This window comes from Shewanella frigidimarina (assembly GCF_003797125.1).
Lineage (GTDB): Bacteria > Pseudomonadota > Gammaproteobacteria > Enterobacterales > Shewanellaceae > Shewanella > Shewanella frigidimarina.
Genome location: NZ_RKKE01000005.1, coordinates 238,051 through 251,926 on the forward strand (window position 1 = coordinate 238,051; position 13,876 = coordinate 251,926).

Annotated in this window: 11 protein-coding genes; 1 reads left to right on the top strand and 10 read right to left on the bottom strand. The window is 41.5% G+C overall.

Features of this window, described 5'->3' with window-relative positions; translation table 11 throughout:
• Positions 1 to 170: 170 nt before the first annotated feature.
• Entirely contained in the window at positions 171 to 647 is a 477-nt protein-coding gene (locus EGC86_RS15990; RefSeq protein WP_123778204.1) for a glutamyl-tRNA reductase, read from the bottom strand.
• Positions 648 to 917: 270 nt separating this feature from the next.
• Here EGC86_RS15990 and EGC86_RS15995 point away from each other — a divergent pair, with 270 nt between their 5' ends.
• On the top strand, positions 918 to 2,285 hold the full coding sequence (locus tag EGC86_RS15995; RefSeq protein ID WP_123778205.1) for a sigma-54 interaction domain-containing protein: 1,368 nt from the start codon (positions 918 to 920) through the stop codon (positions 2,283 to 2,285).
• A 20-nt stretch (positions 2,286 to 2,305) separates the two neighbouring features.
• Here EGC86_RS15995 and EGC86_RS16000 read toward each other — a convergent pair whose 3' ends face one another.
• From EGC86_RS16000 to EGC86_RS16040, 9 genes are all read right to left on the bottom strand, one after another.
• The gene (locus EGC86_RS16000; RefSeq protein ID WP_123778206.1) at positions 2,306 to 3,958 is read right to left on the bottom strand and encodes a diacylglycerol kinase family protein; all 1,653 of its coding nucleotides are present in this window, start codon (positions 3,956 to 3,958) and stop codon (positions 2,306 to 2,308) included.
• Positions 3,959 to 4,172: 214 nt separating this feature from the next.
• Positions 4,173 to 4,367, bottom strand: a complete 195-nt coding sequence (locus tag EGC86_RS16005; RefSeq protein ID WP_123778207.1) for a hypothetical protein — start codon at positions 4,365 to 4,367, stop codon at positions 4,173 to 4,175.
• Positions 4,368 to 4,446: 79 nt separating this feature from the next.
• The gene (locus tag EGC86_RS16010; protein WP_101088664.1) at positions 4,447 to 4,623 is read right to left on the bottom strand and encodes a DUF1328 family protein; all 177 of its coding nucleotides are present in this window, start codon (positions 4,621 to 4,623) and stop codon (positions 4,447 to 4,449) included.
• A 327-nt stretch (positions 4,624 to 4,950) separates the two neighbouring features.
• Positions 4,951 to 6,168: an organoarsenical effux MFS transporter ArsJ gene (gene arsJ / locus EGC86_RS16015; protein ID WP_123778208.1), complete on the bottom strand. Its 1,218-nt coding sequence runs from the start codon at positions 6,166 to 6,168 to the stop codon at positions 4,951 to 4,953.
• 5 nt (positions 6,169 to 6,173) lie between these two features.
• Complete coding sequence (locus EGC86_RS16020; protein ID WP_011639409.1) at positions 6,174 to 7,184, bottom strand: ArsJ-associated glyceraldehyde-3-phosphate dehydrogenase; 1,011 nt, start codon at positions 7,182 to 7,184, stop codon at positions 6,174 to 6,176.
• Positions 7,185 to 7,320: 136 nt separating this feature from the next.
• Complete coding sequence (gene arsB / locus EGC86_RS16025) at positions 7,321 to 8,340, bottom strand: ACR3 family arsenite efflux transporter (RefSeq protein WP_123778209.1); 1,020 nt, start codon at positions 8,338 to 8,340, stop codon at positions 7,321 to 7,323.
• A 77-nt stretch (positions 8,341 to 8,417) separates the two neighbouring features.
• The gene (locus EGC86_RS16030) at positions 8,418 to 9,230 is read right to left on the bottom strand and encodes a metalloregulator ArsR/SmtB family transcription factor (protein WP_123778210.1); all 813 of its coding nucleotides are present in this window, start codon (positions 9,228 to 9,230) and stop codon (positions 8,418 to 8,420) included.
• A gap of 215 nt (positions 9,231 to 9,445) precedes the next feature.
• Entirely contained in the window at positions 9,446 to 11,536 is a 2,091-nt protein-coding gene (locus EGC86_RS16035; protein WP_123778211.1) for a two-component system response regulator, read from the bottom strand.
• Positions 11,536 to 13,875 carry an ATP-binding protein gene (locus EGC86_RS16040; RefSeq protein WP_165872434.1) on the bottom strand — a complete coding sequence of 780 codons (2,340 nt, stop codon included), beginning with the start codon at positions 13,873 to 13,875 and terminating at the stop codon, positions 11,536 to 11,538. Before EGC86_RS16040 ends, EGC86_RS16035 begins: the two co-directional genes overlap by 1 nt.
• Position 13,876 lies beyond the last annotated feature (1 nt).

Below are 13,876 nucleotides of genomic sequence, written 5' to 3' on the forward strand. Positions count from 1 at the left end.
CATTCAATAAACTCTCTAGATATTGAGACTATGGCTAATTCAATAGATACAAAACCATTATGTTACCAGTCAGAAAAACACGCGTTAGCCACTAATTAACAACACCCCGAACAATAAAAAAGCGCATGACAATATTGATTATCATGCGCTTTTTTAGTGCGTGCATATGACTAGGTATGAGCAACGGAGAGGTTCTTCATGGTGTCACAGCTCATTTGCAACCAAGCAATACCTTCGGCAAGTTGGCTAGCAACACGCTGGTTTTTAGTTTTTCTAGCCGTTTGCTTTAAGTGAGCCAAGACCTGTTGTTCGGTTTCAACCAATACCGCTATCGCTTGGGGTAACGGCTGCTGTTGTATAACTTGTTCGGCCTTAGCATAGTGTCGATGTGAGGATTGTTGATGGTAAGTTTGGCTATCTATCGGCCTTGCTTGGCTTGAACGCACCACGCTAAACAAAGGAGTTAAACGATCCAGCATGCATTTTCGAATGTCGGCCATATGGATAAAAATTCGTTTGATGTTGTAATCGTCGGCCCCTAATGTGGCTTGGACATAAAATTGTTGTCCTTCCTGGCATAAATCAATAGCCTCATGCAATAGCCATACATCGGACTCAGCCTGTTCGTCTCGAGTAAATGATTTCAATGTAAATCCTCCTGCATTCGATAATTTTACTGGCACTTTGTTGGATGGGTTGTGTAACATATACGGGTACAGCACACCTTATTAAGCAAAAACTAAACCATGAACACCCCATGTACATGGGCAAAAATTAATTAACCTTCTAATAGTTAAAGTTATTATAATTTGTCCGGGTCTGAGTTAATTACCTAATTACACGGAATGATCACTTGTGATTGTCAACACGACATCACTGGTAAACATTAGACTTAACACCACAGGGAGTGAATCGGTATGCCACGTCCAACACTTTTTTATCACTTACACCGTCGTCAAGAAGGTGAAGCACGACTCCTTGCCTTGCCGAGTTGTCAGCACTTTAATAAGATTGCTAGTTCAGTTGACCAGCCCTGGTTAGACCAACTGCACAGTAACTCGATAGACGTTGCTATTATTGAATTATCGCAATTAAGCCAACTAGAATACGCAGAGTTAACTGACAGTGCGTTAATGTCTGATATTGAGTTCATCTTCTTAAGCGAAGGTAAACCGAATCCTAACTTAGATTACTTAATGTCAAAAAGCGCTGGTTATCATTTTCGTCAGCCTTACGATGCCGACGCAATCAACGACACCTTAGAAGACTTTGCCCAAGACTTGCAGTCACAATCGACGAAACAACAACAGCCATTTTCTAGTGAACTAGACCAATACGGTTTGTTGGTTGGCTCATCGCGGGCAATGCACAAGTTGTATCGTACTATTCGCAAAGTTGCCGTAACCGAAAGCAACGTACTTATTGTCGGTGAAAGCGGTGCGGGTAAAGAGCTTGTAGCCAACACGATTCACCTAGCCAGTCACCGAATCAACCAACCATTTATCGCCATTAACTGTGGTGCATTAAGCCCTGAATTGGTCGACAGTGAGCTGTTTGGCCATGTAAAAGGCGCTTTTACCGGTGCTCATCGTGATCACCGTGGTGTATTCGAGCAAGCAGAAGGCGGTACCTTATTTCTTGATGAAGTCACTGAAATGCCATTGGAACATCAAGTAAAATTGTTACGCGTACTCGAAAACAATGAATATCGCTCTGTCGGCTCACAACAACTTAAAAAAGCTAATGTTCGCATTGTTGCTGCCACAAATCGCGATCCAGCTGACGCTATTGATACTGGGCGTTTCCGCGAAGATTTATATTTTCGTTTAGCGCATTTCCCTATCCTAGTGCCACCATTACGCGATCGTAGCAATGACATCAGTGGCCTAGCACAACATTTTTTAGCCTACCGAAATACTGCTGAAAAACTGACTAAAACCTTTTCAGATGATGCGATTAAACTTATCCAACAACAAAAATGGCCCGGAAATGTCCGCGAATTAAAACACGCAATAGAACGTGCATATATTTTGGCAGAAGATACTATTTTACCGAGTCATATCACGGTGACACCTCTGGAACCATCAACAGAGCCTTTAGCTGACGACGTACAAATACCTGCTGGTATGCGCCTAGATGAACTTGAAAAAGTAGCTATTTATCAAGCGCTCGACAACTCATTGGGCAATAAAAATGATACTGCCAAACAGCTAGGTATTAGCGTCAAAACCCTTTACAACAAACTCAGTAAATACGAAGACCAAACCGGTTCAGACGAACCATAGCGTCATTAAACGCCCATCCATTAAACGTGTTTGCTCGCTTCTGGCACAAGCACATTTAATGACCTGGGTTTGACTTTAATACACAAATCTTCCGACTCAAATAACTCACCATCGATCACATATTGGCAAGACGAATCTGTGTTTAAGTAGATTTTTTTTGCTTGCTCATGATGAATTTGACTCTGTTGATTATCTTCACGTTCTCCAGTTAAGCCTGCAAATAGCAACTCGGTCATACTCAATAATTGTTGTGGCGATGTCTCGCTCGACTCAATCCAGGTAATATCTAACAAGCCATCGCTAATATTGGGCTCACCATTACCTAGTGCTAATAAACTGGTAAAAGGCGCAGCATTAGCAATCACTAAACTGGTGGTGTTAATCACTTGAATATCGCCACCATCAATCTGTACTCTTATCGACAACGGCTTATTTTCGTCTATCGCCTCCCACAATCCATTAAGGTAAGCCAGTTGCCCTAACGCATTTTTTTGGTCACGGTCAGCCTTTTCTATCATTTTCTGCTCAAAGCCAAGTCCCACCAGCAACAACATCAACTCATCATTACATGTAGCTGTATCAACACGTTGTGAATAACCTTGAATCAAAATATCAAGCGCTTGCGGTACCGGCACCAATTTACTGACGGCGCCAAACAAAGTATGACTTAGTGCATTGGTGGTTCCCATCGGAATAATACCTAAGAAAATATCGGTATCAACAATCACTGATGCCACCTCGTTAACCGTACCATCGCCACCACAGGCCACAATGATATCTGCGCCTTCTTGCTTGGCTTGTTCGGCTAACTGCACTGCAGACTTATCTTTGGCGGTATACAGCACTTCAAGCTGAAAGTAATCCGTCAAGGTTTGGGTAATATGCTCTGCTTCATCATGCCACTTACCACCACCAGACACCGGATTAACAATTAACCAAGCGCGTTTGTGAATATTGATTTGTTGCTGACTATGCATTTTTTCTATAGCGGCCAACTGCCATTTATTTAACCGTGCCGTTTGGCGGATACTATTGATGGATTTAAGCACATCATTAACATTACGATTTCTCTCACGGCAGACTAAATAAGCCGCTAATACCAACACCGAACGCCCCCGGCCTAGCGCGCAATGCACTACTACATTTTTACCATTACTGACTTGAGTGTGTAACCAATTAATGGCTTGATTTAATTGCGCGACGGTCGGCACACTGTGATCTAAGATAGGAATATTTAAATAGCCAATATTTTCATCCATCAAGGTCCACTCTAATGCGTCAAATTCGGCAGTAACATCCAAAATCGCATCAATTTTTTCATGCTTAAGTCGGTCAATATCACTGGGAAACAATCGGCAGGCTAAATACAACTGCTTATCTATTTTTTGGATTACGGGCACTTTGTCGTGCTTCCTTGCCCAGGCGTTATACAGCTGGCACCCCATTAAAAAGGGAACAAAACTCCAACTGATATACCAAGGAATACTGCCATCTTGGCTTTTTCGGAAAATGCCTGCGCTATTAAACCAATAAGCTGAACTCACCAGCCCCAAAGATAATGCAACCCAAGCAAAAATAACCTTAAGTAACACATAAGGAAGCGCCACACATAAGCACAAAGCCAATAATGCGCCAACAGTATAATAATATTTAATATGAATACGGGTTAGCATTGTGGTCCTCCTGTTGTAAAAAAGCAGCACATGTGTGCTGCTTAGGCTAATACTTATCATAATAACTATCTGGTTATTTCGTCGCTGTCAGTCAAAAATTCCACTTCGACTTACATTGGTTTAAATGGAATGACTCTACCTATAACAATGCATTTTGAGTTGTAACACTTAACGACTTAAACAAATAAAATAGTTAATGTGATTGATACAATGCTTAACAGTCTGGATCTTCTGCTTTCATACCTTCTTTAACATCTTCACATGTATCTTCAACTGCATTACCGGCATCTTGCATCATTTCATCCACTTTCTCACCTGCGTTTTCAGCTTTGTTATCTGAACATGCTGATAAACCGGCCGTTAAAAACACCATTAAACTTGCCATTGTCAGTAATTTTAATAATTTCATATTCATCTCCTGGATGATGGTTGTAATCGAATAAACTTGTTTAAGTAACCTCAACTCTGATTAAGAGATGAGGTAAATACTATCCTCGGGGAGCTTTGCCTCTAATCGCATTGGCTACTAACGAAATCACTAGCAACACAATAAAAATAAAGAAAATAATTTTCGCGATGCCTGCTGCTGCACCTGCAATACCGGTAAACCCCAATAGACCCGCTATAACGGCTATCACTAAAAACATTAATGTCCAGCCCAACATAAAAACCTCCTTGGTGTACGGTTTACATTGTGATGTGCGTTGAATTTACGCTGACGATTGATACAAATATCTTATCTCTATCGTAAAAACGAACGATTCACACCACGACTATGTATTAGTTAAAGCCAACATCGTGCCAACTTTAACAAAACGTTATAAGACCATGATTTTTAGATATTTTAAATTTAAGGTAAGAAAATCAGTAATGAGGAAGCCATAGACGAGCAGGCAATTTTTACCGATGATACGGTAAGAGTTTCAGGTTACCACGCCACCGTAGTGAAATATCGATAAGTAAACAAAAATGCATCTAGTGGCTGTAATGGATTACCCTTTATGAGGCAACTTAAGTGAAATTAAAGCAGCAAGAGCTATAAAGCCACTGGATATCCATAAGCAGGCTTCTAAACCATAAGCTTGATACACCCAACCAGACAGTACCGTACCGATTAACCTTCCCATGGCATTGGCCATATAGTAAAAGCCCACATCCAGTGACACACCATCACTGCCGGCATAGCTAACAATTAAGTAGCTATGCAATGACGAGTTAATCGCAAACACCGCGCCAAACACTAATAAGCCGATAACGACACTTTCCAGCACATAAAAATCTGCATGTAACGCCACTGCAATCGCGGCGGGAATGAGTAGTAAGTAAGTTGCCCATGCAAATGCTGCTCGGCCACTGGGTACTTTTCCTTGTCGTTTACCGGTGAAATAAGGTGCAACGGATTGCACCACACCATAACCAATCACCCAGCTAGCCATAAAGCTGCCAACCCACCAATGATCCCAACCAAAGGTTGTGGCTAAAAATACCGGTAGTGCCACCACAAACCATACATCCCTAGCGCCAAATAAAAACATCCGCGCCGCCGAAAGGATGTTAATCGACTGACTTTTAGAAAAAATATCTTTGAATTTAGGTTTGTTTTTAGCTTTGCCCAAATCATCTTTTAAGGCCACTAAACTACATAACCATACAATGCCTAATAGTGAAGCCATTAAGATAATGGCGCCTCTAAATCCTAAGCTTGTGAGCAATACGCCGCCTAAAAAGAAACCAATCCCTTTTAAGGCATTTTTTGAGCCCGTTAACAACGCCACCCATTGATAAAGCTTGCCTTCAGCATCTGCTGGCACTAGGGTTTTAATAGCACTTTTGGCACTCATTTTATTTAAATCTTTAGCGATACCCGATAAGGCCTGCGCCGCCATAACATAAACGACAGTCAACATTTCTGTGGATACGGTAAGCATAGCTAACGCCACTATTTGCAGGCCTAAGCCAATGTTCATGGTGTTATTTAGGCCAAGCCTTGCGCCTAACCAACCACCAACAAGATTAGTCACTACGCCAAAAATCTCATAAAACAAAAACAACATCGCAATATTTAACGGGCTGTAACCCAATTGATGGAAATACAACACCACCAGCATACGCAAAGCGCCATCGGTTAACGTAAACGCCCAGTAATTACCAGTGATCAGTAAATACTGCTTTATCGATGGTGATAAGGAACGCAATGAATCCAGCCCCATGAAGCTTATTCCTTATCTGCTAAGCCGACTTTGCGGGCGAGCTCTGCGGTACGATTGGCATATCCCCACTCGTTGTCGTACCACACATACAGTTTAACTTGGGTGTCATTCACCACCATGGTCGACAAGGCATCGATAATGCTTGAGCGCGGGTCGGTTTTATAATCTACCGACACTAATGGACGCTCTTCATAACCCATAATGCCCTTAAGCTCACTATCAGCAGCTTGCTTCAATAACTGGTTTACTTCTTCTGCAGTCGTTCCACGAGCCACTTCAAATACACAATCGGTGAGTGACGCATTGGCTAACGGCACACGTATCGCATGACCATTTAACTTGCCTTTTAACTCAGGGAATATATGAGTAATCGCGGTAGCAGAACCAGTAGTAGTTGGTATCAAACTAATGCCACACGCACGGGCGCGACGTAAATCTTGATGCGGTGCATCTAAAATAGTTTGGGTATTGGTAATGTCATGAATCGTGGTCATTGAGCCATGCTTAATGCCAATATTCTCATGGATCACTTTTACTACAGGCGCTAAGCAGTTGGTGGTACAAGAAGCTGCGGTCACGATTGGGTGAATGGCTTTGTCGTATAAATCATCGTTTACACCCATCACAATATTAAGCACGCCGTCTTCTTTAACTGGTGCAGTTACCACAACCCGTTTTACACCTTGATCTAAGTAAGCTTGTAGCAAGGCTTTGGTTTTTATCTTGCCTGAGGCTTCAATCACCACATCGCATTTTGACCAATCGGTGTCTTGGGTAGCGACATTACGGCTGCAAGGAATGGCTTTACCGTTAATAACAATAGCATCACCGTCATGTGTTGCCTCGTGGTGCCAGCGGCCATGGACTGAATCAAAGGTCATTAAATGTGCCAGCGTGGCGGCATCGCCAGCAGGATCGTTAATATGTACAATTTCAACATCGTCCCAATCATACGCCGCGCGCATGGATAAACGTCCCATACGGCCAAAACCGTTAATGCCTATTTTTATCGTCATAATGGTGTCCTAAGCTTTGCTTCATGTTAAGTCTTGGTTGTAAGGATTGATTATTAGTGTCAAGTATTCGGTTAAACGGTTAGTCATTTAAAGCGGTAAAATATTAGCGCTGCAATAAATTTAAAGTGCGGTCACATTAATGCTTAAACCAGTGCTGTGTGCGGTTAACAATCGCCACCAGCGACAACATCACTGGCACTTCAACCAACACTCCCACTACTGTGGCGAGGGCTGCACCTGAATGTAAACCAAAAAGCGATATCGCCATGGCTACTGCCAGTTCAAAAAAGTTAGATGTGCCAATTAAACAAGCTGGCGCAGCAATATTGTGCGCCAGTTTTAACCATTTGGCCGCGATATAAGCGATGATAAAAATGCCGTAAGTTTGGATAATCAACGGCACAGCAATTAAGCCTATCGTTTGTGGATCCGACACTATTACCTCGGCCTGAAATCCAAATAGCAATACCACAGTGGCCAATAAACCAATAATTGACCAAGGCTTTACGTTAGCCAGAAAGGAGTTAATAGCAACCAATCCATGGCGGCGATTAAGTAAGTAACGCGTTGTCACTCCAGCAATTAGAGGCAACAGCACATACAGTAATACCGAAATAAGCAGGGTTTCCCATGGCACCTGAATATCGCTCACCCCCAACAAAAAAGCAGTAATAGGCGCAAAGGCAAAAATCATAATCACATCATTAACCGACACTTGCACTAAGGTGTAGTTCGCATCCCCTTTGGTTAGTTGCGACCACACAAACACCATCGCGGTACAAGGGGCCACACCGAGTAAAATCATGCCTGCGATATACTCTTGGGCAGATGCAGGATCGACCAAGTCGGCAAATAGCACCTTAAAAAACAACCAACCTAAAGCTGCCATGGTGAAGGGTTTAATTAACCAATTAATGACTACTGTCAGCAATAATCCTTTGGGATTTCGGCCAACATCTTTTATGGAAGAAAAATCAATTTGCACCATCATTGGGTAAATCATCACCCAAATAAACACCGCAACCACCAAGTTAACGTGGGCGATTTCAAGGTTGGCAATAACTTGAAATACTCCGGGTTGCCATAAACCTAACAACACCCCAGCCAACATACTTAAGCCAACCCATACCGATAGAAACCGTTCAAATATTCCCATAAAAATGACTCCACACAACTAGAAAATATATAAATACCGATTAAAGCAACTTTTAAAACACGTTTTAAAACAACAATTTAACTACAAAAGCTCACTTTATTTGGCCGATTTTGCATTGTGTGTAATTGCTGTAATGACGGCATTATCAACCCAAGGTTGTTTTCGGTGGTTTCTGCTATTACTGATTTGGCCCAGAGAGGTAAATTAGAATTGATACGATAAAACACCCATTGGCCATGTTTTCTGTCGCTTAGAATATTGGCCTTTTTCAATAAGGCTAAATTGCGCGATACTTTAGGTTGGCTCTCTTCATCAAGCGCCGCCATTAACTCGCATACACACAGCTCACCATGATAATGGGTCAACATTAAGGTTTTTAAGCGAATGTCATCGGTAAGGCATTTATAAAATGTAATGGGGTCAACTTCTTTGAATTCAGGTGCTTCGGCTTCGGGCACCAACTCAAATGGCCTTAGACCCGTAGTTTGTTGCTCCACTAACAGAAACATCGTCAGGCGGTTATTTATATCGCGTAAAGTCAAAAAAAATGGTTGCTCGCCTGCGCGATTTTTAGGATCGGGAAAGTCCCATGCCAGTTGCTTACCCGCGCCAGGATAACTACGACATTCATTATTGGCTTTATCGCATAGGGTAATAACATAATCGAAGTCTTTGCCGGCAAAAGTCTGTAGGTGCTTAGACACTAAATCACCCGCATCAATACCGAAGCGAGTAATAGCCTCAATAGTTCGAACATCGACTTGCTCTGGCGATGTCCCGGCACTAAACACATCAAATTGATCAGCCGCTTTATTGCGTAACAACGCCTCAGCCATTTGCGAACGCGCCGAATTGCCAGTACATAGAAACAACACAGTTTTCTTTTTCATAACGGATAAACAAGAAGTAAAAACATACGACTAAGTGTATATATGAAAGTTTACATATACAAGTAAAGGTACAAAAAAGACCGATTCAATATGAATTGATCGGCTTAAAGAATTAATGATATTAAAAAGTTCTTGGCGTGCTCATTTAAATCGGCCCCTTTTTACTGCCACCAATTTACGTTAATGGCCAATTTTGAGCGCCTATTACATAACAATTAAACCATTTCCGGAGGTAAGGGTTTACTATACAAATAACCTTGTAAATTAGTACATCCCATAGCCTTAAGTAACTCATGCTGCTCTATATACTCGACACCTTCAGCGATGGTACTAAGCTCTAAATTAAGTGCTAACTGCACGATTGTGCGAGCGATTGCGGCATCTTTTTGATTGCTCACAATTCCATCTACAAACGACTTATCAATTTTTAATGTATCAATGGGGAAACTCTTTAAGTAGTTTAATGAAGAGTAGCCGGTTCCAAAATCATCAATAGCTAACTTCACACCTAGTTTTTTTAACATAAATAGCAAAGCAATCGCCTCATCGACGTTACTGATGATGGCTGATTCTGTAATTTCAAGCTCAAGTAGGTTTGGTGGTAAACCGGTTTCAACAAGTGCACGTTTCACGTGGTCAAAAATATTTTCATGGTTGAATTGCAATGCCGATAGGTTGACAGCCATGCGCTGAAAATGAGGTAATGTCGCATGTATCTGTTTCGCTTTTTTACAAGCTTCAAGCAAAGCCCATTCTCCAATAGGGATAATCAAGCCGCTACTTTCAGCAATCGCGAGAAAATCTATCGGTGCTAACAAGCCTCTTGTTGGATGGTTCCAGCGCAATAATGCTTCGTATCCAACAATGTTGTCATTTGCTGAGTCAATTTGTGGTTGGTAATAAAGTACAAACTGATCTCCTAACCTTATAGCCTCTCGCAGTTCGACTTCAATTTTGAGCCTATCCATTAATGATTTATGCATTTCATGTGAAAAAAGTTGGTAACCGTTTTTGCCGTTGTGTTTCACTTCATACATGGCAGTATCTGCATGCTGCAGTAAAATATCGCCGGTTTCACCGTCGTCGGGATAAAAAGAAATACCGATGCTGGCCGAAATAAATGTTTGTTGCCCCTGAATAACAAAGGGTTTCGAAAGCGCATCAAGCACTCGCTGAGCAATAATAGCGACATTATCAAACGCTTCTAACTCACATAAAAGTAAAGTGAATTCATCGCCGCCCAAACGGGCAAGATGTTCATTTTCATAATCAACCCGGCTGCCGACACTCAGCTCATCTGAAATACGTACAGAACTTTTTATCCGTGTAGCCGTTTCGCATAGCAACTCATCACCGGCTTTGTGTCCCAAGGTATCATTTATTCTTTTGAAATGATCTAAATCAATGAATAGTAATGCTAATTTTGTTGAGTGACGTTTGGCTGAAGCAATTGCAGAGTCTAACTGCAACAGAAATTTACGCCTGTTCGGTAGATCCGTTAACGTATCGTAAAAGGCATAATAAGCGATTTCTTGCTCTGATTTTTTGCGGCTTGAAATATCATGCAAGGTGCCATTAATTCGCGGTTCACCAAAATCATAAGTGATATCTGTTCGGTCATGTAGGGTAATAATCTCACCACTACCATGTAACACACGATATTCAATATCATAGGGTTGCCGATGCTTTAACGCTGTTTTAACCGTTAATTTTAAAAATTCACGATCATCTGGGTGGATGATTTCTAGCAATTTAGAAAACGTAATGTCTATCTCTTGAGGTTGCATCCCCAACATACGATAAACTTCGTCAGAGCAGTCTAACTTATCGGATGTAAAGTCCCACTCCCATGAGCCCAAGTGGGCGATGCTTTGTGCTCTGGCAAGTTTGTTTTTACTTTTGGTTAGCTCTTTGATTGTTTTATTGGCTTTAAGCACATAATGAATGCGGTGGCTGAGCAACGGCCACTTAACCGGCTTAGTCATAAAGTCTGTCGCACCCACATCGAAGGCTTTTTGAATGTCTTGAGGTTGATCTAATGCTGTCACCATAATAATGGCGACATTATCCCCTTCGGGTAATGAACGGATCACTGAACAGCATTCAAAGCCATTCATTTTGTCCATCGACACATCGAGCAATATTAAATCTGGTGTATGTTCGGAAAAAAGCTGTATTGCCTCTTCGCCACTGCTGGCCTCAATAATATTTCCAACAGAATGGCTTAGTGCCCGACGCATCAGAATTCGAATGACGGGATCATCATCAACGATTAATACCACATCTTGAAGTGTATTTAACGACATTAGACAAGCCTCTCTAACTTTAGCAATATTGCCTCTTTAGTTTGTTCAAACACAGGCAATAATGTGTCTGAGAGATGATTGGCATCGCTCAACTTACCACTACGTGCAAACAACTCAATTTGACTCGCTAACGTCTGAATTTTTATCGCCCCTACATTGGCCGAACTGGACTTTAGTGAGTGTGCTGATTTAAAGACTTGATCGGCATCCTTGTCTATTAACCCTTTAATGACATTATTAATTAATACTGGTGCATTTTCTAAATACAAATCCGCTATACTTTTCACCAGATCACTTGAGTCATCAGGCGAAATTTGTTGAATGTCATCAAGGGGCCCATCAACAAATACTAACGATTCCTCGCTCTGAACTTCCTCGACCACGGCAACAGGACTCTCAGACTCAAAAACCCATCTATTCATGCATTCTGATAGATTCTGACGAGTAAAAGGTTTTAACAGCGTATCTTTAGCGCCTGCGTTACGGAATAGCCTTTTAACATTCGGTTGAATGTCGGCAGTAAGTGCGATGATAGGGGTTTCATAATTAATGCAACTCTGACCTAAGTCAGTTATCGCTTGAGTTGCAACGATCCCATCAACTACCGGCATATGGTAATCCATAAAGATGAGATCAAACTTTTTCTCGCTGGCTCTGGCGATGGCTTCTTGACCATTATTTACAATTTCACATTGATGCCCTAAAGACTCTAACAAGCTTTTTACCACCAACTGATTGACCACATTATCTTCTGCAACTAACACTATAGATTGTCGGAATACTGCCTGAACATGATAATCTGGCTCAACGTCTACAGTAGCTGTTGATATTGAGTTGTCTTGTGGCACAAGGGGAATGCTAAACCAAAAACGACTGCCTTCGTCTAAAGTACTTTCAACACCATAACGGCCATTCATCAATACGACTAACTGTTGGCAAATAGCCAAACCTAAACCCGTTCCACCAAACTCACGGGTAATCGTACTATCGGCTTGCATAAAGGGGGTGAAAATGCTCTCTAATTTGGATGCCGCAATGCCAATACCGGTATCTTTAACTGTAAAGGTAATATAAGTATCAGACGCCTCCATGTGCTCACTCACCGCTATAGAAATAGCACCTTGGCGGGTAAATTTTATCGCGTTTGAGACAAAGTTATTAATAATTTGCCGTACTCTGACAGCGTCACCCAAGTAATTTTCGTGGTTCAATGGCGATATGACCACCTCAAAATCAAGACCCTTTTTCCCTGCCGACACTTTATGCGAATGACATGTGGAGGTGACAAGATCAGGTAAATTAAACGTTTTGATGTCTAAATCCATTTTATTGGCATCGGCTTTCGAGAAATCCAGCACTTCATTCAGCAACACCAATAATGTTTGCGCAGACTCGTTGATCATCTGTACCGTGTTAGACACTTCTTTATTTAATTTAAAAGAAGTCAGTAAATCAGAAAAACCAACAATACCATTCAGTGGCGTTCTAATCTCATGACTCATCACCGCTAAAAACTCAGACTTTGCCTGACTGGCTTTTTTGGCAATTTCAAGGGTTTGTTGCAGTTCAAACGTGCGCTCTGAAACACGATTTTCGAGTTCATGATTAATCGTTTCTAATTGCCTTCCTCGGGCATCAACCTCGCCGATCATCACATTAAAGCTGTGCGCCAGCTGAGAAAATTCATCATTCGATTTGAGGTTGACTCGTTGCGTATAGTCTTTTTTATTTGAGATATGTTCTATAACTTCCAAAAGCGTATTAAGTGGTTTGGTGAATAAAGATTGCAACCAAAACATCACCAATAAACTCGCCGTAAAAGCCAATATGCTGGCTGAAGTAACCAACACTAAATAATCATCCAGTTGCTTAGTGAGTGCGTTCATATTATCCGTAATATGTAACAAGCCCACCACCTCACCTTCAAAAAGCAAAGGGGTATATGAGTGCACTCCATCATTGTTAAATTGCGTCAGCTTTTTCTTCGAAGAAATAAGATTCAATAATTCCTGCTGATCAATAACGCCTTGATAAACCCCATGGCCTTGGTAAGCAGCAAATGGATTACCTGCAGGATCATAAATAGTCGCGTGGATGATATCTGGCTGAGCAATGAGCGCGGATAAAGTCTTTTCGGCTGACGATGGATCATTAAAAATAACCGCTGACAGACTATTGCTCGCCACAATATCACTTAGCACAGCTAAACCTTGCTCAGCTTTCTCTTTAGTCACTGCATATTGCTTAGTGATTAATGATGCTGAGATAATGACAATGACAAGAATAGCGATCGCTAGCATTGAAAAAATCAATTTTGTTCGAATTGATGCAAAATTCATT